This is a genomic window from Rhodoferax sp. GW822-FHT02D07, from assembly GCF_058802405.1.
Genome location: NZ_JBXAOD010000001.1, coordinates 709,124 through 730,079, shown reverse-complemented (window position 1 = coordinate 730,079; position 20,956 = coordinate 709,124). Strand labels below are relative to the sequence as shown.

The following is a 20,956-nucleotide window of genomic DNA, read 5'->3' as shown; positions in this document are numbered from 1 at the left end:
CTTGTCTCGGTAAGGGAATGAACGGGCGAAGGCTGCGGACTCACGCCCGGAACTTGCTGGTTATAGGATAACGCCAATCCTTGCCAAAGCTGCGGTGCGTGACGCGAATGCCCACGGGCGCCTGGCGGCGTTTGTACTCGTTGATCTTGATGAGGCGGGTCACCTTTTCCACATCAGCCCGCTCGAACCCGGCCGCAATGATGGATTCGATGCTTTCGTCGTTCTCCATGTAGCGCTCCAGAATGCCGTCCAGCACCTCGTAGGGCGGCAGGCTGTCCTGGTCCTTCTGGTCGGGGCGCAGCTCGGCACTGGGCGGGCGCGTGATGATGCGCTCGGGGATGGGTTCCGCGCTAGTGCCATACGGGTCATGCAGATTGCGCCAGCGGCACAGCTTGAACACCGTGGTCTTGGCCAGATCCTTGATGACGGCAAAGCCGCCAGCCATGTCGCCATACAGCGTGCAGTAGCCCGTGGCCATTTCGCTCTTGTTGCCGGTGGTCAGCACAATGCTGCCGAACTTGTTGCTCAGCGCCATCAGCAGCGTGCCGCGGATGCGGGCCTGGATGTTCTCTTCCGTCGTGTCTTCCGCCCGACCGACAAAGTGCGGCGCCAGCGACGCCTTGAAGGCCTCGAATTCGGGAACGATGGAAATTTCGTCGTAACACACGCCCAGACGGGCCGCCATGTCGCGCGCGTCGATCCAGCTGATGTCGGCCGTGTAGGGCGAGGGCATCATCACGGCGCGTACCTTGTCCTTGCCAATCGCGTCCACCGCCACCGCCAGCACCAGGGCCGAATCGATACCGCCGGACAGGCCCAGCAAGGCGCCGGGGAAGCCGTTTTTACCAATGTAGTCGCGCACGCCCAGCACCAGGGCATCCCACAGGTCCGCCTCGGGACTGCGCTCGGGCTCCACAGTCGCTACGATTTTTATAGCTGCTGGCGCACGCTCCACCTGGGCTGGAAACAGATTTTCCTTGAAACTCGGGGCACGGCCAGCCACCGAACCGTCAGCATTGAGCGCAAACGAATGGCCTTCAAACACCACCTCGTCCTGCCCGCCCACCAGGTGGGCGTAGACTAGGGGCAGGCCCGTGGCTTGGCAGCGCTGGGCCATCATGGCCTCGCGCTCATAGCCCTTGCCCACGTGGAAGGGCGAGGCGTTGATGACGGCCAGCAGTTCGGCGCCAGCCTCCTTGGCCAGGCGCGCGGGTTCTTCAAACCATGCGTCTTCGCAGATCAGCAGGCCGACTTTGACCGCATCGGCGCCCTCGCCCGCCGTGAACACGCAGACGCCGTTGCCAGGTGTGAAGTAGCGACGCTCGTCAAACACCTGGTAATTGGGCAGCTCGCGCTTGGCATAGGTGGCGACCACCTGGCCCTCGCGCAGCACGCTGGCGGCATTGTGGCGCTGTTGCACCGCCGTGGAGCGTGTGCGGCTGTCGCCGCCCGTGGGGTGGCCCACGACCACGCTGAGGCCTTTTAACCCGGCGAGCTGCTGGGCCACAGCTTTCACGGCATCATCGCAGGCGGCGATGAAGGCGGGACGCAGAAACAGGTCTTCAGCGGCATAGCCGCAGATGGAAAGTTCGGGGGTCAGCAGCAGACGGGCGCCGTCGGCGTAAGCCTGGTGCGCCGCATCGACGATTTTTTTGACGTTGCCGTCCAGATCGCCGACGATGAAATTGAGTTGTGCCACGCACAGTGAAAGAGTCATGAACCAGCCAACAGTTGTTCAGGGCCGCGCCGCGGGCGCGGTCATCGCGCAGGGTGCGCGCCATGGATGAAGTCGATTATGTCATCGGGGTCCACCCCTCGGTGCACGGCGTGGACGCTGTCGCCTGGGACGCGCTGCTGGCCGCGCAGGCCCAGCCCAGCCCCTTCATGCGCCACGCCTACCTAGCGGCCATGGAAGACAGCGGCAGCGCCAGCCCCGCCACGGGCTGGACGCCGCAGTGCATCACCCTCCACGCCGACGGCGCGCTGCAGGCGGCCTGCATGGTCTACCTGAAGCACCACTCCTACGGTGAATACGTGTTCGACTGGGCCTGGGCCAGCGCCTACGAGCAGCACGGCCTGCCCTATTACCCCAAGGCGGTGATTGCGGTGCCGTTTACGCCCGTGCCGGGTGCGCGCCTGCTGGCGCGGGACGCTCAGGCGCGCGCCGCGCTGCTGCGGGCGGTGGTGGACTGGTGCGAAGACGTAGGCGCCTCGTCGCTGCACACGCTGTTTGCGAGCGATGACGATGTCCAGGCCAGCGCGTCCGCCAAACTCATGGAGCGCCACACTGTGCAATTCCACTGGCAGAACACTGCCCCTGGCTACGCGGACTTCAACAGCTTCCTCGCCAGCCTGGCACAGGACAAGCGCAAGAAGATCCGCCAGGAGCGCCGCAAGGTGGCTGAGGCCGGCGTGACGTTTCGCCACGCGCAGGGCGCCGGGATTTCAGAGACCGACTGGGATTTTTTCTACCGCTGCTACGAGCGCACCTACCTGGAACACGGCAACCCGCCCTACCTGAACCGCGACTTTTTTGCGCGCATGGCCCGCGCCATGCCGGAGAACTGGCTGCTGTTTGTGGCAGAGCGCAACGGCCGCCCCATTGCTAGCAGTTTGATAGCTGTTAGCGCACATTCCACGGGGACTAGGGTGGCCTACGGCCGCTACTGGGGCGCACTGGAGCCGGTGGACTGCCTGCACTTCGAGGCCTGCTACTACCAGCCCCTGCAATGGTGCATGGCGAATGGCTACCAGCGCTTTGAGGGTGGTGCGCAGGGCGAGCACAAGATGGCGCGGGCGCTGATGCCGGTCAAGACCACCAGCACGCACTGGCTGGCGCACCCGGCCTTTGCCGACGCCGTGGCCCGCTTTCTGGAGCGCGAGGGCCAGGGAATCGGCCATTACCTGGACGACCTGGGCCAGCGCTCCCCATTCAGGCAGCCGGCCTAAGCGCTGTCAGAAGGTTTCCCAATCGTCGTCCCCGCCCTTGGGGGTAACCTTGGTGCTGGTCTTGGGCACCACGGTGGTGGGCGGATGGGCCGCTGCCGCCGGCGCGGGCGGCGCCTTGGCCTTGGTTGTGGGGGTCTTGCCAGCCGGTGCCCGCGCCGCTGCGGTCGGCGCCGGCTTCACGTCCCCACGGCGCTCCGGCCCCTTGAAGGCCACGGGCTTGGGCGCGCTGGAGCGCACCTTGGCCGGCAGGTGTGCCACCGGGGCATGGCCCGCAGGCTCGTTGCCCAGCTTGAACACGGCCACCACCTGCACCAGGTCCTGCGCCTGGGCCTTCAGGCTCGATGCGGCCGCAGCCATCTGTTCGACCAGCGCCGCGTTTTGCTGCGTGGTCTGGTCCATGGAGGTCACCGCTTCACCCACCTGGGCCACGCCCGCACTTTGTTCGCTGCTGGCGGCGCTGATCTCACCCATGATGTCCGTCACTCGACGGATGCTGGTCACCACTTCCGTCATCGTGGTGCCGGCCTTGTCGACCAGCGTGGTGCCCTGCTCCACGCGCTCCACACTGGCACCAATCAGGGCCTTGATTTCCTTGGCTGCCTCGGCGCTACGACCGGCCAGAGACCGGACTTCAGAGGCAACAACGGCAAAGCCGCGGCCTTGCTCGCCCGCACGTGCAGCTTCCACTGCAGCGTTGAGCGCCAGGATGTTGGTCTGGAAGGCAATGCCATCGATCACGCTGATGATGTCGGCGATCTTGCGGCTGCTCTCGTTGATGCCCTTCATGGTTTCGACCACCTGGCCCACCACATCGCCGCCTTGCACGGCCACCGTGGAGGCGCTCATGGCGAGCTGGTTGGCTTCGCGGGCGGAATCGGCGTTCTGCTTCACGGTGGAGCCCAACTCCTCCATGGAGGCGGCGGTCTCCTCCAGCGCGCTGGCCTGCTGCTCGGTGCGGGCACTGAGGTCGTTATTGCCCTGGGCGATCTCGGCACTGGCATTGGCCACGCTGTCGGCGCTGGTGCGCACCTGGCGCAGCACGCCCTGCGTCTTCTCGACAAACTGGTTGAAGCCTGCGGCAATCTCGGCCAACTCGTCACTGCCCGCGGTGGGAATGCGCTGGGTCAAATCTCCCTCGCCCGAACCAATGTCCTGCATGGCATTGCGCAGCACGACAAGCCGGCCCAGCACCTGGGTGAGCACGCCGCCAATCACCAGCACCGCAATCACGGCAATCACCACGCTCCACGCGGCAGACGACCAGACCAGCGCCGTCACACCGCTCATAGCCTCGGTACGGTTCAGCGCCACCAGCAGGGTCCAGCTCGTCCCCGGAATCGCCTGCGCGTACACCAGCCGCGACTCGCCACCCATGGTGACGTCGCGCAGTGTGCCGGCGCTGGCCAGCGCCTCCACGGCGGCGGCGCCCAAGTCGGGCGCAATGTCCGTCACCGGCTTCATGGCCAGCGAGGTGTCTTCATGCACGACGATCTTGCCGTCCTTGCCGACGATGAGGCCGTAGGTGCCCGGCGTGGGGCGGATGGAAGCCACATTGCGCACCACGCCATCCATGAACACATCCAGCGCCGTCACGGCCGACACCTGGGCGCCATCCTTGACGGCAGAGGCAAAGGTGATGACCAACTTCTTGGTGCCCGCGTCCAAATAGGGCTCCGTCACCACCGGCTCTGAGGCCTTGGCGGCCAGTTGGTACCAAGGGCGGGAGGTGGGGTCGTAGTCGGGGGGCAGGGTCTGCGGGCTGGAGAAGGCGGTGCGTTTGTCGGCGTAGCCAATGTAGGCCGTGTCCACATCGCCAGCGATCTTGGCCTGCTGCAGGAACTTGAGGGGATCGGCCTCGGGCACGGCGCCAGCAAAGGACTTGACCACCTGCTTGCGCGCGGCCACCCAGTCTCCCACCCCGGCCGCGTGCGCCCGGGACAGCGCCTTGGTCTGGTCTTCCAGCGACTGCAGCGCGTGGCTGCGGGCCGTGTAGACATTGGTGGCCGACAGGCCCAGCAGCCCCGCTGCCACCAGCAGGCCGACCACGGCCACGATTTTCCCGCGCAGGGACGTCATCACACCAATCGCCATCGTCGCGCTCCTGTGAAGTTGGGGGCACCCGAGCCGTGGGGCCTTGCAATTCATCATACACACGCCCTGCAGCCCCGGGGACCAGAATTGCGCCCTTGGCAAACCCTAGCCCTGCGCGACACCGGGCACTGCTACGCTGCACGCAGGAGAGCCCACCATGCAAACACTGAGCGGCCTGGACGCCACCTTCCTCTACCTGGAAACCCCGCAAACCCCCATGCACGTGGGATCGTTCTGCCTCTACGCCCTGCCCGAGACCCCGCGCTTCAGCCTGCACAAGGCCATCCACGCCCACATTGGCCAGCGCATGCACTTGGCCCCCGTGTTCACGCGCAAGCTGGGCTTCATGCCGCTGGACCTGGGCCACCCGGTCTGGCTGCCGGACCCGGAGGTGGACCTGGACTTCCACATCCGCAAGGTCAAGGGCCGCACCCTGACGCTGGCCCAGGCGCAGGCACACGCGGCCGAGCTGCACACCGGCCTGATCGACCGCAGCCGCCCGCTGTGGGAATTCCATGTGTTTGACCGCGTGCGCTGCCCGGACGGCACCGTCTGCGGCGCCATGTACTCCAAGATCCACCACGCCACGCTGGACGGCAAAGCGGGCACGGTACTGGCCCAGGCCATGCTGGATATAGGCCCCGTACCACGCACAGTGCCACCACCCAGCAGCAAAAGCGCACGGGCCGCGCGCCCCGGTGTGGGCCAGATGCTGGGGGCAGTGTTTTCCAACTCGCTGGCGCAGTACGCCAAGCTGGTGCGCACCCTGCCGCAGGCGGCCCAGGCCCTGGGCGGCACCGTGGCCCAGCAAAGCCTGCAAGGCAGCGGCCGGGGCCTGCGCGCCAAGTCGCCCATTGCGCTGGCGCCGCTGACGGACTTCAACGTCGCCGTCGGCACCGCGCGCAGCTTTGCCACCGCCAGCGTGTCCTTCGAGGATTGCCGCGCCATGGCCCAGGCCGTGGGCGGCTCCTTCAATGACATCGTGCTGTGGATCTGCGCCACCGCCTTGCGCCGCTATCTGGCGCAGCACGGCAGCATTCCGCGCAAGCCCCTGCTGGCGGCCATGCCGGTGAGCCTGCGCGAGGAAGGCAACACCGAGTACGCCACCCAAGCCTCCATGACCGTGGTGAGCCTGGGCACGCACCTGGCGCACCCGCTCAAACGCCTGCAGGCCATCATGGAATCCACCGCCAAGGTGAAGACCGCCATGGGCAACCTCAAGAGCATGCTGCCCACGGACTACCCGTCGCTGCTGGCGCCGTGGATCGTGGGCGGCGTGGCCAAGGCGGCGTTCAAGACCTACAGCGTCACCGGTTTGTCCAAGCGCCTGCCCATGATGGCCAACCTGGTCATCAGCAATGTGCCCGGGCCGCGTGTACCCCTGTACCTGGCTGGTGCCCGCATGCTCACCTTCCACCCCATGTCCATCGTGGTCCACGGCATTGCACTCAACATCACCATCCAGACCTACGCGGGCAGCGTGGACTTTGGCGTCATCGCCGACCAGGCGGCCGTGCCGCAAGTGCAAGACCTTACCCAGGCCCTGGTGGACGCATTTGAGGAAGGCCGGGCCCTGCTGGCAGCAGCCCAGGCGCCCGCCCCAGTCGCCAAGGCGACGAAAAAAGAGGGAGCCACGCCTAAAGCCACACCACGCACAGGGGCCCAACGGGCAAAAGCTGCTACCGTGCCAGCGAAGTCCTCTCCCCGCAAACGAGCGGCCCGCGCCGCCTGACCCTGCCCATGGCCAAAGCCTCTTCCGCATCCTCCTCGCGCACCCGCGCAGCCCGCAAGACCAGCACCCCGGAACACGCACCGCCGCCCAATGCCTGGCTGATGGCACTGGAGCTGCGCGCACCCTGGGAGCTGTGGGCGGTGCTACCCAGCTGGCCGGCCCTGGCCAAGGCCCCCGCGGGGGATGGCCATCCGGTCATCGTGTTCCCCGGGCTCTCGGCCAGCGACGGCTCCACCCTGCCCCTGCGCGGCTACCTGGGCAATCTGGGCTACGACATTTCGGGCTGGAACCAGGGCTACAACTTCGGCCCACGCGCCGGTGTACTGGAAACCGCCAAGCGCCAAGTACAGGAAACGGCCGAAGCCAGCGGCGAGCCGGTAAGCCTAGTGGGCTGGAGCCTGGGCGGCATCTACGCCCGCGAGCTGGCCAAGGAGCTGCCCCAGCATGTGCGCAGCGTCATCACCCTGGGCACGCCCTTTGCCGGCTCGCACAAGAGCACCAACGCCTGGCGCCTCTACGAGCTCACCAGCGGCCGCAGCATTGCGCAGGAGGTGGAAAACTTTGACCTGCCAGCCGCGCCGCCCGTGCCCACCACGTCCATCTACTCGCGCACCGACGGTGTGGTGGCCTGGTCCGCCAGCCTGCAGGCCGCCAGCACAAGCAATCCGCGCACCGAGAACGTGGAGGTGTTCGCCAGCCACATCGGCCTGGGGGTGAACCCCAGCGTCTGGTGGGTGGTGGCCGACCGGCTGGCGCAGGCGCCGGGGCAGTGGAAACCGTTTGAGCGCGAGGGCCGGCTGCAGCAGTGGGTCTTCCCCGATCCGGAACGGGAATGAAAAAAGAGCGACCACCTTGCGGGGATCGCTCTTCTTTTGATAGCTGCTTGCGCAGTATCTACGAGGACTAGAGGCCTTTTCGCCTCCTAACCGCCAATCAAGCCTGTTGCTTGTTGTAGTTGGCGATGCCGTCCATGATTTCCTTCTTGGCGGCTTCGGGGCCTTCCCAGCCCTGCACCTTGACCCACTTGCCTTCTTCCAGATCCTTGTAGTGCTCGAAGAAGTGGGCGATGGTCTTGAGGCGGAAGGGGTTCAGGTCTTCGGGCTTTTGCCATTGGGTGTACAGGGACAGGATCTTGTCCACGGGCACAGCCAGCACCTTGCCGTCTTCACCGGCTTCGTCGGTCATCTTCAGGATGCCGATGGCGCGGCAGGGCACCACGACGCCGGGAATCAGGGGCACGGGGGTGATCACCAGCACGTCGACCGGGTCACCGTCGCCGGAGATGGTCTTGGGCACATAGCCGTAGTTGGTGGGGTAGTGCATGGCGGTGCTCATGAAACGGTCCACGAAGATGGCGCCCGTGGCCTTGTCCACCTCGTACTTGACGGGGTCGGCGTTCATGGGGATTTCGATGATGACGTTGAACGCTTCGGGGGCCTTGCTACCGGGGGTGACGTTGTCGAGGGACATGCTTGTTCTCTTGATGTGAAGTTAAAACGGAAACCTAGGGATTAACCCGGATTTTACTGACTTGGCACTTGCGTTTTCCCGGTACTGTCATCAAAGCAGGCTACATTGGGTCTGTTGGCCAATCAACGCCCTGCCCTTGGTGGTGTGGCGCATTGAGGAAGCAACGCAGCGGGAATCAACGCTGGCGTTGCTTCCCACCTTTGCGAAACAACCATAGAGGAGTATTTCTATGACGGGCAACACAGCGCTGTTTCTGGCGCTTGGCTGTGGTCTCATTGCCGTGGTGTACGGTTTTTGGGCCCGCAGCTGGATTCTTTCCCAGGACGCCGGCAATGCGCGCATGCAAGAGATTGCAGCCGCCATCCAGACCGGCGCAGCGGCTTACCTCGCACGGCAGTACAAGACCATCGCCATCGTCGGTGTGATCCTGACCATCCTGATTGGCATTTTTCTCGATCCCCTGAGCGCAGCCGGCTTCGTCGTCGGCGCAGTACTCTCCGGGGCCTGCGGCTTTATCGGCATGAATGTCTCGGTGCGCGCCAATGTGCGTACCGCCCAAGCCGCCACCAAGGGCATTGGCCCGGCGCTGGACGTGGCCTTCCGTGGCGGCGCCATCACCGGCATGCTGGTAGTGGGCTTGGGCCTGCTGGGCGTGACAGCGTTCTACTGGTTCCTGGTGCCCGATGGCGCCGTGACCGCCGCCAAGCTCAACCCGCTGATCGGTTTTGCCTTTGGCTCCTCGCTGATCTCCATCTTCGCCCGCCTGGGCGGTGGCATTTTCACCAAGGGCGCCGACGTGGGCGCCGACCTGGTGGGCAAGGTGGAAGCCGGCATTCCCGAAGATGACCCGCGCAACCCGGCCGTGATTGCCGACAACGTCGGCGACAACGTGGGCGACTGCGCCGGCATGGCCGCCGACCTGTTCGAGACCTACGCGGTGACCCTGATCGCCACTATGGTTTTGGGAGCACTTCTCGCAAGCGCAGCGGGGGCCAGCACGGTGTTGTATCCCCTGGCACTGGGCGCGGTGTCCATCGTCGCATCCATCATCGGCTGCTTCTTCGTCAAGGCCTCGCCCGGCATGAAGAACGTGATGCCGGCCCTCTACAAGGGCCTGGCGATTGCCGGCGTGCTCTCGCTGATCGCCTTCTACTTTGTCACGCAAAGCATGATTGCCGACAACGCCCTGGGCGGCACCGGCGCTGCCGGCAAGCTATTTGGCGCCTGCGCCGTGGGCCTGGTGCTGACCGGTGCACTGGTCTGGATCACCGAGTACTACACCGGCACGCAATACGCACCGGTGCAGCACATCGCCCAAGCCTCCACCACCGGCCACGGCACCAACATCATTGCCGGCTTGGGTGTCTCCATGCGCTCCACCGCCTGGCCCGTGATCTTTGTCTGCGTGGCCATCTACACGGCCTACGCGCTGGCCGGCCTCTACGGCATCGCCATTGCCGCCACCTCCATGCTGAGCATGGCCGGCATCGTGGTGGCGCTGGACGCCTATGGCCCCATCACCGACAACGCGGGCGGCATTGCCGAAATGGCCGAGCTGCCCGCCAGCGTGCGCGACATCACCGACCCGCTGGACGCCGTGGGCAACACTACCAAGGCCGTGACCAAGGGCTACGCCATCGGCTCCGCTGGCCTGGCCGCGCTGGTGCTGTTTGCCGACTACACCCACAAGCTGGAAGCCTATGGCAAGGTCATCAGCTTCGACCTGAGCAACCCCATGGTCATCATTGGCCTGTTCATCGGCGGGCTGATTCCCTACCTGTTCGGCGCCATGGCCATGGAAGCGGTGGGCCGCGCTGCCGGCAGCGTGGTGGTGGAAGTGCGCCGACAGTTCAAGGAGATCAAGGGCATCATGGACGGCAGCGGCAAGCCCGAGTACGACACGGCTGTGGACATGCTGACCACGGCGGCCATCAAGGAAATGATGATTCCCAGCCTGCTGCCGGTGGTCGTTCCCATCGTGGTCGGCCTGGCCCTGGGCCCGGCTGCCCTGGGAGGCCTGCTCATGGGCACCATCGTCACCGGCCTGTTTGTGGCCATCTCCATGTGCACCGGCGGCGGCGCTTGGGACAACGCCAAGAAATACATCGAAGATGGCCACCACGGCGGCAAGGGCTCGGAGACGCACAAGGCTGCCGTGACCGGCGATACCGTGGGCGACCCCTACAAGGACACCGCCGGCCCCGCCGTCAACCCTCTGATCAAGATCATCAACATCGTGGCGCTGCTGATCGTGCCGCTGATGATGAAGCTGCACGGCGGCTGACCCCGCACCACTCCTTCTGCAAGGCCCGCCCAAGCGGGCCTTTTTCATGGGGCTGCGCGCGCCTGCTTTGCGCTACCATGGCGCCATCGGTGAACCTGCCGCCCACTTTGAATCGAAGCCGTGAAAATACTCGTGATTGACGACCACGCTCTGGTGCGTGAAGGCCTGCACCAGGTGCTCAAGGGCCTGGACGAGAACGTCTCCGTGCTGCAGGCCGGTACCTGCGAACAGGCCTTTGCACTGGCGCAAAGCCATGTGGACATCGATCTGGTCCTGCTGGACTACCACCTGCCCGATATGACGGGCCTGCAAGCGCTCGACATTTTCGGCAAGAAGCACCCCGAGCTGCCCATCGTGATGCTCTCCGGCTCGGCCAATGTGCAGATCATGCGCCAGGTGCTCCAGTCAGGTGCATCGGGTTTTGTCACCAAATCCAGCCTCAGCGACGAACTGCTGCATGCAGTGCGTCTGGTGCTCAATGGCGATGTCTACTCCCCCTCGGAACTGGGCAGCGACTTGGGCGCTGTCCCCTACGACACCGGCAATGCCAAACCACCCCTGACCCAGCGCCAGGAGCTGGTGCTTCGCGAATTGCTCGATGGCCGATCCAACCGCGAAATCGGCGTCTCCCTCAATGTGTCAGAAGAAACCGTGAAGACGCACGTGGCGTCCATCCTGCGTTATTTCGATGTGCAGAACCGCACGCAGGCGGTGGTGGCTGCGGCACGCTGCGGCTACCGCCCCACCTCGGCAGCCTAAAAACCTGCAGGATCGTCTAGCTCGGCAGCCATGGCCGAGCGCCGCAGGAAGCTGCGCAGCTTGGCCGGGCGCACCGGCTTGTGCAACAGGGTCAGGCCCGCATCCTTGGCGGCCTGGATCAGGCCGGCATCCGTATCCCCGCTCATCAGACAAGCCGGTATCTCACGCCGCGCATGGGCCCGTACCATGGCAATCACATCCAGGCCAGTACGCGCCTCGCCCAGGCGGAAATCACTGAGCACCACATCTGGTGGAGCATAGGCATTCACGTAGTCCAGCGCCTGCGACACGGTGGCCGCGGCATTGACCACGCAACCCCAAGAAATCAGCAAGTCGCGGATGGCCTCCAGCGCGAAGCCGTCGTCCTCGATCACCAGCACCCGCATGCCTTCCACACCGCCCAGACCCTGCGGATCGGCGGGCAGCATGACCGATGACAACTCCACCGCATGCGCCATGGGCATGTGGATGGAGAAACGCGTGCCACAGCCCAGCGCAGAGCGCAGCGTGATGCCGTGACCCAGGAGCTGGGCCGTGCGCTCCACGATGTTGAGCCCCAGCCCCAACCCCTGGGTGCGATCGCGTCCCGCGTTACCCACCTGGTAGAACTCGCGGAAGATGTCTTCCTGGTGGGCCGGAGAGATACCGATGCCGCTGTCTGCCACGTCCAGCCGCAGCCGGCGTCCACCCTCGATACGGCGGCACGAAATCAGGACCGTACCGCGCTCGGTATAGCGAATGGCGTTGTTGGCGAGGTTCATCACCATGCGCTGCAGTAGCACCGGATCGCTCAAGGCCCAGTATGGGCTGGGCCGGATGCGCAGGCGCAGGCCCTTGCTCTCGGCCAAGGGCTGCAGCGCCTTGCGCAAGCCATTGAAGAACTCGCCCATATTGACCGGCCCGGCTTGCACCTGCACCGCCCCGGCGTCCAGCCGCGACACGTCCAGCAAGCCGTCCAGCAAATCCTGCATGGATAGCACCGAAGCCTCCAAGCTGGCTACCAGTTGTCGTGTGGACGCGTCCAGTGGCAACTGACCCAGTCGGGCGACGAACATGCCCAAGGCATGGGTAGGCTGGCGCAGGTCATGGCTGGCAGCCGCCAGAAAGCGGGATTTGGCCAGGGTGGCGGTCTCGGCCTCTTCCTTCTTCAGACGCAGTTCGCGCGTGGCAGACTCCACCCGGAATTCCATCTCCTCCCGCCCCCAGGCCAGGCGCTGTGCCATCTGGTTCAGGCGGGTTTGCAGGTCGTAGAGTGGGTCGGAGGGTGGCGACTCCGAGCTGGGCGAGAGATCGCCCTGCCCTATGCGCTCGATCATGCGCGACACACGCAACACCGGGCGCACCACGCCCTCTCCCATCTGGGTAGCCAGAATGCCTCCCAGCACCAGTCCGGCAAACCCGATGCCCATCGCGAGCACCAGCAACTCGCGCTCACGGGCTAGCAGACGGGCCCGCGACACTTCCAGCACCACATGGCCCAGCACCTCCGGGGCCGCCCCCTGAGCGCCGGGCGATGGCGAGAACAGATCATCCACCGGTACATTGCCGGAGGTGATGGCCTCCACCATCACATCGGCGTTCTGGCCGGACTGGTACTGCGCATAGGTCGGGCTGCTGGCCTCCTTGAAGCCGCTGTAGTGCAGAGCGCCGGAGCTCACCAGCATGCGACCTTCAGCATCAAAAATGGCTACCGACTTGACGTCTGGCTCACGCTGCAGGCCCGCAAGCACCGCCTGCAGCGCCGGCACATTGCCCGAGAAGATGCCGTATTCGCTGGCCAGCGCCACCTGCCGTGCCATCAGGCGCGTGCGCAAACCATGGGATTCATCCAGGTCCGACAAACGGCTGTTCCAGAATACGGCAACTAGTGCCATGACCACCAGGGCCACCGGCACCAGGGCGGCCGCCAGCATGCGTGCGCGAATGCCCGGAAACATCATGGTCGCTTCTCCAGACGGCGCATGCGCTCATTCAGGGCCGCCTCATCCAGCGTCAAACCCAAAGAACGCGCCACATGCTCGTTGACCGCCACATCAAAGTCCTGTGGGTATTGCGACGCTGGCATGGGCCCACCCTGCAGCACCGTGCGGGCCAGCGCACCGGCCTGCACACCGATCTGGCGCGGGGTGCTATAAACCGCCAAAAGAGCCCCCGCCTTGACGTAGGCCGGAGAGAACGCCACCACGGGCACCCGCACCCGGTAGGTCGCCAACAGAATGTTGGCAATGCTGCCACCGTTGTAGACCTGCGGGTCTGCCACCGCCAGCAGGACGCCGGCGTCGTCCAACACGGTTTTCAGCCCCGAAAACAGGCTGGATGTACTCACCACGGGGCCGGACACAATCTCCATGCCCCGCGCTTGGACCGCAGCCTGCAGGCTGGCCTGCTGCTGCAAGGAGTCCTGGCCCCACAAGACCCCGATGCGCTTCACATCCGGCAGGGCCTGGTGGATCAGCTCCAGCTGGCGTGTAAATGGTTGGTCCAGGTAGACGGCCACCGTCGCGGCTTTGCCCGGGTTGTCACGCACCAGGCGCTCAAACCCCTGCCGGGGAATCAGGGCAGACACCAGCGGTGGGTGTCCATCACGCTGCAAGGCACGCATCAGCGCCTCGGAGCCCAGGGTGACCCACACCTTGGCACCCTGCGCTGCGGCCAGATCGGCAGGCATCACATCAGGCACCGCCAGTTGGGTGATATCGGTGCGACGAACCCCTTGGCGTACCAGCTCGGAAACCACTGCCTGGCTGGCGTCGGCGTAACTGGCGCTGCGATCACTGCTCAGGACCAGCACATCAGCAGCGGATGCCATACCGGCGCTCAGTAGCGCCCCGGTAAACAACAAGCTGCTGAAAATGCCCGCCAATCCCATGCCTCAGTAATCCATCCGCAGGGAAACAAAAGCCCGGCGATCAAAGAAGAACTTCCGGTCACCGTCGCGGTAGGGCTGGTCCAGGTTTTGTACCGTCAGGGCCAGTTCGGCCTTGTGCTGCCCCATGCGGAACGCCTTGGCCACCCGCACATCGGTGCGCGCCAGCGAGTAGCGCAGGCCGTTGCCTGACATCAGGCCGATGTCTTCCGACTGCTGGTGCATCAGCGAAACGGCGTAACCCCGGGACAGCGTGTGCATTACCGCCAGGGAAGCGGCATATCGCGCTGCACCGTGGGAGGTTTTGAACCGCGGGGCCCCAGCGATATCCGTCCAGGTCTGGCTGAAATACACCTGCGTTTCCTGCGCAGGCTTCCATTGCACCTGGTACTCCACACCGGTGATGTCAAAGTTTTCGATGTTCTGGTATTCCTCCGGGCTGACGTTCGCAGGGCGCTCTATGCCATCGGTGATCCGCTCATCGAAGAACCGAACATCGCCCGACCACACGTTGTGCGCCAGAGAGAAGTTGTAGCCCAGTTCCCGGATAAAAATCTTCTCCGGCCGCACCGTGCCGTTGCCCAGCACCGTGGTGATGGGGTTTTGTCCATTGAGGTCGTAATAGCGCACGGCAGCGTAGCGCTCATAGGCACTGGGAGGCCGGAATGCGGTGCTCACCCCGGCACGCAAGGTGTGCCCTTCCAGGGCATGCCAGTTGAACATCAGGCGAGGAGACAGGCTACTACCGGCAATGTTGCTGTTTTCGGCCATGGCCCCGGCATTGAGCACCCAAGCGGGCAGCAGGCGCCATTCCACATTGCCAAACAAGCGGGAGAAGTCCGATGTGACTTTGCCCAATTGGTCAAAGCTGGAATCCGAACTAACAGCTTCCCTGCGCAACTCCACACCCCAAACCGAGCGCACCGCGTCTGATGCCCGCCAGGTGTGCTGCAGGGTGAAGGCATCGTTGACCTCCCGCGCGCTGAAGTCGATCGGAATGCCAAAGTAATTCACTCCGGCGGCATTGGAGAGATAGGGGAAGGTATCCCTATGGCTATTCTCTGTATGGGAATAACTCAGCAGCAGATCATCGTTTTCGCTCAGCGGGGCGTGCCAGTCGGCCTGCAAAAACTGCGATCCAAAGAAACGCATGCGTGCGGCATTGCCAGCATCTCCCTCGGTGCCACGCCCGGCATCAATGCCCAAAGCCCCCGCGCGCAGGTCCAACTCCGCGCCAGCCCCAAGATCAAACGTCGCAGCGGCGTTGAAACGCGAGACCCGGTTGCGACCAAAGGCGCCCCGCAATCCCTGATCACCCCGGCTGTCCACGCTGACGCGGTATGCCGCTGCCGGCTGCCCCCAGCCCAAGCGTGCACCGGCATCTGCAATACCGCTGTCACCGGCCGAGATAGAGGCACTGCCCCCGATGGTGTCGCGCACATCGCGCGACACAATGTTGATTACCCCAAGGAAAGCACGGGCGCCATAGGTCGCCGAATTGGAGCCGCGTAGCACCTCAATACGGGCAATATCGTCAAGTGCCAGGGTCTGCAAACCCAGGCCTGCAGACCCCTGCAGATGCCCCGAATAAACCGATCGGCCATCCACCAGCACCTGGATGCGGTTGGCCCAGTCGTCGCTGCGCCCGTGGTAAGAGGCCAGGGGAGCATCCGTTTCAAACGAAGTTGTGGTCTGGAAGCCAGGCACCATGCGCAACAAATCGGCGACATCGCGCGCGCCCGACATGCGAATGAACTGGCGGTCCAGAATGGTCACGGCGCCAGGTGCCTCATCCAATGGCTGTGCCAGACGGGACACCGACAAGACTACAGGAACCTCGCCCAGAAAATCGTTCTCGCTCACCGCACTCGCGGCAGAGCCACTTTGGGCCCTAGCCGTCGCGCAGGCAAGTATTAACAGTGCGGGTATGAGCTTGGAGTGCATGGTCTCTCTCCAACGACGGACTATGTTTTTATATGGTCCCGATTTTGCCCTGTGAATCACGCTGTCTACGGCGAAGCGTGGACAATATGCACATGGCCGTCCCTGACACCCGCATCCTACCCTTGCTGGACCTGCGTTCCCGCAAGTTGCCGGTGGGTGCGCCATTTTTCGATGCCCAGGGCCCGCTTGCAGACCGGCTCGGCCGCCCGCTACACGACCTGCGCATCAGCGTCACCGACCGCTGTAATTTTCGGTGTAGCTACTGCATGCCCAAGGAAGTCTTTAACCAGGACTACGCCTACCTGCCCCAGAGCGCACTGCTGAGTTTCGAGGAAATCACGCGTCTGGCGCGCCAGTTTGTAGCACTGGGTGTGCGCAAGATTCGGCTGACCGGGGGGGAGCCCCTGTTGCGCAAGAACATCGAACGCCTCATTGAACAGCTCGCTGCCCTGCGTACGCCCGAAGGCCTGCCGCTGGACCTCACACTCACGACCAACGGCTCCCTGCTCGCCAAGAAAGCCCGCGCTCTCAAGGACGCCGGCCTGCAGCGCGTTACCGTCAGCCTGGACGGACTGGACGACGCCGTGTTCCAACGCATGAACGATGTGGCCTTTCCTGTCGCCAAAGTGCTCGAAGGCTTGGACGCCGCCCAAGCCGTGGGCCTGGGCCCGCTCAAGGTCAACATGGTGGTCAAGCGCGGCACCAATGAGCATGAAATCCTGCCCATGGCGCGGCACTTCCGCGGCAGCGGTATCGCGCTGCGGTTTATTGAGTACATGGACGTGGGCGCCACCAATGGCTGGCAAATGGACGAGGTATTGCCATCGGCCGAAGTGATGAGTCTGTTACAAAGCGAGTTCCCTCTGATCCCCCTGCCACAGCGCCCGGGTGAGACTGCACAGCGCTGGGGCTACGCCAATGCGGCAGGTCAACACGACACCCAAGCCGGCGAGCTGGGCCTGATCAGCAGCGTCACCGAGGCTTTTTGCGGCGACTGCAACCGTGCCCGCCTCTCCACCGAAGGCCAGCTCTATACCTGCCTGTTTGCCCACCAGGGCCATGACCTGCGCAGCATCCTGCGCAGTGGCGGTGACGATGCGCTGCTGGGTGCGGCCCTGCGCCAGATCTGGCTTGCCCGCAGCGACCAGTACTCGGCCCTGCGCGCTGCCCAGCCCGGGAATGCAACACCCACGCCACGCCGCGTGGAGATGAGCTATATCGGTGGCTGACGACACGCCCCTGTGCGTGGTGCTGGCGGGCGGCCAGGGCCAGCGCATGGGAGGCTTCGACAAGGGACTGCAACCCTACCAGGGCCGCCCTCTCATCACCCATGTGCTGGAACGCCTGCACCAACAACAGGGTGTTCCTCCCCTGTCTATCGCCATCAACGCCAATCGCCATCTGGACCAGTACGCCGCATGGGGTTACCCGGTCTGGAGCGATGGGCAGGAAGGCTATGGCGGACCATTGCAAGGCATGTTGGCTTCGCTGCGGGTGGCGCCGTCGGCTGCCACCCTGTTATTTGTCGCCTGCGACACGCCGCATCTTCCGCTGGACCTGGTGCAACGCCTGCAGGCGGCGCTGAAAGGCAACCGGGCTGCGGCCGTGCGCGTGCGGGACCGTACGCACCCTCTGCCCTGCATGCTGCAGCGCGGAGTGGAGGCCTCTCTTGAGGCGTATCTGGCGCAAGGCCAACGCAAACTGCAGACCTGGCTGGAAAGCTGTGGCGTGCAGTGGCTGGATTTTGAGACCCCGGCGGCCTTTGGCAACTTCAATACCCTCCCCGACCTGCAGGCCGGCGGGGCTTAGTTCAGACGGCGTCTTTCTTGGCGCCCGGCGCGTGCTTGCGTGCCAAGAGGGTGTACATGGTGGGCACCACGAACACGGTCAGCAATGTTCCCAGCGACATACCTCCCACGATGACCCAGCCAATCTGCTGACGGCTTTCTGCACCAGCGCCGCTTGCCAGTGCCAGCGGAATGGCCCCCAGCACCATGGCACCGGTGGTCATCAGGATGGGACGGATACGCTGCGAGGCTGATTGCTGGATGGCCTCCAACGTGGACATGCCCTGCTCACGCAGCTGGTTGGCAAACTCCACGATCAAAATGCCGTGCTTGGTGATCAGGCCGACCAGCGTGATCAGGCCGATCTGGCTGAACACATTGAGCGTCCCGCCGGACCATTTCAGGGCCAGCAGCGCCCCTGCCATGGACAGTGGCACGCTCAACATGATGACCAAGGGGTCGATAAAGCTCTCGAACTGGGCGGACAGCACCAAAAAGATGAACACCAGCGCCAGCAAAAACACCAGTGTCAACGAGTCCGAGGATTTCCGGAACTCGCGGCTGGAGCCGTTCACGTCTGTTGCGTAGCCGGGCTTGAGCACCTTCTTGGCGGTTTCATCCAGGTAGTTGAGCGCTTCACCCAGCGAATAATCGGGTGCCACGTTGGCCGTGATGGTCGCCGAGCGCCGCTGTCCAAAGTGGTTGAGCTCACGCGGAACCACCACTTCACGAATCTTGACCAAGGCAGACAGCGGCACCATGGTGTCGCCCTTGGCACGCACGAAAATCTTCTCGATGTCCTCCGGTGCATCGCGGCCGCTGGCGAGGGTTTGCACCACCACGTCGTACTGCTCACCTTCACGCTTGTAACGTGTGACGTTGCGTCCGCCCAGAATCGTCTCCACTGAACGGGCAATGGTGTCCACACCGACGCCCAGATCCGCCGCACGCTCGCGGTCTACCTCCATACGGAACTCGGGCTTGTTCAAACGCAAATCCGTGTCCACCTGCAGAAAACCGGGATTCTTGGCCAGTTCGTCCTGGAACGCGCGCACCGTCTGGGACAGGTTCTGGTAGCTCTCGGAGGTGATGATCACGAAGTTCACCGGGCGCTGGGTAAAGCCCTGCCCTAGGGACGGTGGCGTGATGGGAAAGGCGGTCACACCCGACATGCCTGAGACACGCGGAGTCATCTCACGCGCCATCTCGATGGTGGTGCGCTTTCGCTCCTCCCAAGGCACGGCACGGAAGAAGATATTGCCTTGCGCGACCGTGGGGTTGCCAATCGTCGAGAATACGCGATCAAATTCGGGGTAGTTCTCTCCTACCTTTTCAATGGCACGCGCATAGCGGTTGGTGAAATCCAGTGTCGAACCATCGGGCGCGTTGACCTGTGCCAGCACCACGCCCCGATCTTCCATGGGCGAAAGTTCGCGCTTGATGTCTCCCAACACAAGCCAGGACACCACACCACTGCCCAACATGACCAAGACCACCAGCCAGCGCGCCTTCAGCGTCCAGCCCAGCACGCGGCCATAGCCACGCGTGAAGGCTTCGAGCACAGCTTCCATATGGCTGTCGAACCAACTCGGCTTGGGGTTGTGGCGCAGCAGTACCGAAGACATCATGGGCGAGAGCGTCAGGGCCACTACGCCCGAGACCATGACGGCGCCGGCCAGCGCCAGTGCAAACTCGGTGAACAACCGCCCGGTACGTCCCGGCGCAAACGCCAACGGCACATATACAGCCACCAGCGTCAGGGTCATGGCCACAATGGCAAAACCCACCTCCCGGGCGCCCTGAATGGCCGCCTGGAATGGAGGCATGCCATCCTCAATGTGGCGATAAATGTTTTCCAGCATGACGATGGCGTCATCCACCACCAGGCCGATGGCGAGCACCAGGGCCAGCAGGGTCAGAGTGTTGATACTGAAGCCTGCGAGGGCCATCAATGCAAACGCACCAATCAGGGCCACAGGAATGGTGACCAGCGGAATGATCGCAGCCCGCAACGTACGCAAGAACAGGAAAATCACCAGCGCCACCAGCACCGAGGCCTCGATGATGGTGTGGTAGACGGCCTTGATGGAGCGATCGATGAAGACCGAGTTGTCATTGGCGATGTCCACCGAAACGCCGGGCGGCAAATCTTTCTGGATCTTGACCATCAGCTCACGCACGCCGGCCGACAGATCCAGGGGGTTGGCCGTGGCCTGGCGAATCACGCCCACGCCGATGGCGTCACGGCCATTGAGTCGCACGCTGGTGCGCTCGCTGGCGGGCCCCTGCTGCACGCGCGCTACGTCGCTGATACGCACCGGGAACCCATTCACCGTCTTGATGACGACCTGCGCAAACTCCTGCGGTCGGCGCAGATCGGTCGCTGCTGTGACGTTGAATTCGCGCAAACTGCTTTCAATACGCCCTGCCGGCACTTCCAGATTGGAACGGCGCAGGGTGTCCTCCACATCCTGGATCGTCAGGCGATACGCTGCCAGCTTGGCCGGATCCAGAGCGATCTGCATGGAGAACTTGCGCTCCCCCTGCACCGTGACATCGGCTGCACCCGGGGCCGTTTGCAACACCGGCTTGACCAGGGTGTTGGCCATTTCCGAAAGCTGCAGCGCCGTATGGGTATCCGAGCTCAACGAGAGAAAAATCACCGGAAAAGCATCTGCCTCCACCTTGGCAATCACCGGCTCATCGATGCCCTGCGGCAGACGCTGGCGCACACGAGACGTCTTGTCGCGCACATCGGCAGCAGCCGAGTCTGCATCGCGCGTCAATGCGAAACGGATGGAAATCTGGCTTCGTTCAGGACGGCTGTTGGAGGTGATCACGTCGACCCCCTCAATGCCAGCGAGCGAGTCCTCCAGCACCTTGGTCACCTGGGCTTCCACCACCTCGCTGGAGGCACCGGAGAAAACCGTGGTCACCGTCACCACGGGCTCATCAATCTTGGGGTATTCGCGTACCGACAGCCGGTTGAACGACACCGCGCCGATCAGCATGATCAGCAAGGACAGCACGGTCGCAAAAACCGGGCGACGAATGGATGTTTCCGCCAATTGCAT

14 protein-coding genes are annotated in these 20,956 nt (G+C 64.1%); 7 read left to right on the top strand and 7 right to left on the bottom strand.

Annotation, left to right across the window (positions count from 1 at the left end):
• Positions 1-40: 40 nt before the first annotated feature.
• Positions 41-1,717: an NAD+ synthase gene (locus tag AC1RNN_RS03445; protein ID WP_493085960.1), complete on the bottom strand. Its 1,677-nt coding sequence runs from the start codon at positions 1,715-1,717 to the stop codon at positions 41-43.
• A gap of 62 nt (positions 1,718-1,779) precedes the next feature.
• On the opposite strand from AC1RNN_RS03445, the gene AC1RNN_RS03440 reads away from it, so the two are divergent.
• On the top strand, positions 1,780-2,949 hold the full coding sequence (locus AC1RNN_RS03440) for a GNAT family N-acetyltransferase (protein WP_493085961.1): 1,170 nt from the start codon (positions 1,780-1,782) through the stop codon (positions 2,947-2,949).
• 6 nt (positions 2,950-2,955) lie between these two features.
• Here AC1RNN_RS03440 and AC1RNN_RS03435 read toward each other — a convergent pair whose 3' ends face one another.
• The gene (locus AC1RNN_RS03435) at positions 2,956-5,040 is read right to left on the bottom strand and encodes a methyl-accepting chemotaxis protein (RefSeq protein ID WP_493085962.1); all 2,085 of its coding nucleotides are present in this window, start codon (positions 5,038-5,040) and stop codon (positions 2,956-2,958) included.
• 157 nt (positions 5,041-5,197) lie between these two features.
• On the opposite strand from AC1RNN_RS03435, the gene AC1RNN_RS03430 reads away from it, so the two are divergent.
• On the top strand, positions 5,198-6,772 hold the full coding sequence (locus AC1RNN_RS03430; protein WP_493085964.1) for a wax ester/triacylglycerol synthase family O-acyltransferase: 1,575 nt from the start codon (positions 5,198-5,200) through the stop codon (positions 6,770-6,772).
• Between the two features lie 8 nt (positions 6,773-6,780).
• Positions 6,781-7,608 carry an esterase/lipase family protein gene (locus AC1RNN_RS03425; protein WP_493085966.1) on the top strand — a complete coding sequence of 276 codons (828 nt, stop codon included), beginning with the start codon at positions 6,781-6,783 and terminating at the stop codon, positions 7,606-7,608.
• 97 nt (positions 7,609-7,705) lie between these two features.
• On the opposite strand, the gene ppa is transcribed toward AC1RNN_RS03425, so the two are convergent.
• Positions 7,706-8,242: an inorganic diphosphatase gene (gene ppa, locus AC1RNN_RS03420; protein ID WP_493085967.1), complete on the bottom strand. Its 537-nt coding sequence runs from the start codon at positions 8,240-8,242 to the stop codon at positions 7,706-7,708.
• 229 nt (positions 8,243-8,471) lie between these two features.
• On the opposite strand from ppa, the gene AC1RNN_RS03415 reads away from it, so the two are divergent.
• Both AC1RNN_RS03415 and AC1RNN_RS03410 read left to right on the top strand, forming a co-directional pair.
• Positions 8,472-10,526 (top strand): sodium-translocating pyrophosphatase, encoded by a 2,055-nt coding sequence (locus tag AC1RNN_RS03415; protein ID WP_493085969.1) that lies wholly within the window; start codon positions 8,472-8,474, stop codon positions 10,524-10,526.
• A 120-nt stretch (positions 10,527-10,646) separates the two neighbouring features.
• Positions 10,647-11,285: a response regulator transcription factor gene (locus AC1RNN_RS03410; protein ID WP_493085971.1), complete on the top strand. Its 639-nt coding sequence runs from the start codon at positions 10,647-10,649 to the stop codon at positions 11,283-11,285.
• Here AC1RNN_RS03410 and AC1RNN_RS03405 read toward each other — a convergent pair.
• The 3 genes from AC1RNN_RS03405 to AC1RNN_RS03395 form a co-directional block, all read right to left on the bottom strand.
• Entirely contained in the window at positions 11,282-13,225 is a 1,944-nt protein-coding gene (locus AC1RNN_RS03405) for a hybrid sensor histidine kinase/response regulator (protein ID WP_493085972.1), read from the bottom strand. The genes AC1RNN_RS03410 and AC1RNN_RS03405 overlap by 4 nt on opposite strands.
• Positions 13,222-14,094, bottom strand: coding sequence for an ABC transporter substrate-binding protein (locus AC1RNN_RS03400; RefSeq protein ID WP_493085974.1), 873 nt, complete (start codon positions 14,092-14,094; stop codon positions 13,222-13,224). The genes AC1RNN_RS03405 and AC1RNN_RS03400 overlap by 4 nt, the downstream gene beginning before the upstream one ends.
• Positions 14,095-14,157: 63 nt before the next feature.
• Positions 14,158-16,095 carry a TonB-dependent receptor plug domain-containing protein gene (locus AC1RNN_RS03395; protein WP_493085975.1) on the bottom strand — a complete coding sequence of 646 codons (1,938 nt, stop codon included), beginning with the start codon at positions 16,093-16,095 and terminating at the stop codon, positions 14,158-14,160.
• Positions 16,096-16,187: 92 nt separating this feature from the next.
• Here AC1RNN_RS03395 and moaA point away from each other — a divergent pair, with 92 nt between their 5' ends.
• Entirely contained in the window at positions 16,188-17,324 is a 1,137-nt protein-coding gene (gene moaA, locus AC1RNN_RS03390; protein ID WP_493085976.1) for a GTP 3',8-cyclase MoaA, read from the top strand.
• Positions 17,317-17,904 (top strand): molybdenum cofactor guanylyltransferase MobA, encoded by a 588-nt coding sequence (mobA, locus tag AC1RNN_RS03385; RefSeq protein ID WP_493085978.1) that lies wholly within the window; start codon positions 17,317-17,319, stop codon positions 17,902-17,904. Before moaA ends, mobA begins: the two co-directional genes overlap by 8 nt.
• Before the next feature lies 1 nt (position 17,905).
• On the opposite strand, the gene AC1RNN_RS03380 is transcribed toward mobA, so the two are convergent.
• Complete coding sequence (locus tag AC1RNN_RS03380; RefSeq protein WP_493085980.1) at positions 17,906-20,956, bottom strand: efflux RND transporter permease subunit; 3,051 nt, start codon at positions 20,954-20,956, stop codon at positions 17,906-17,908.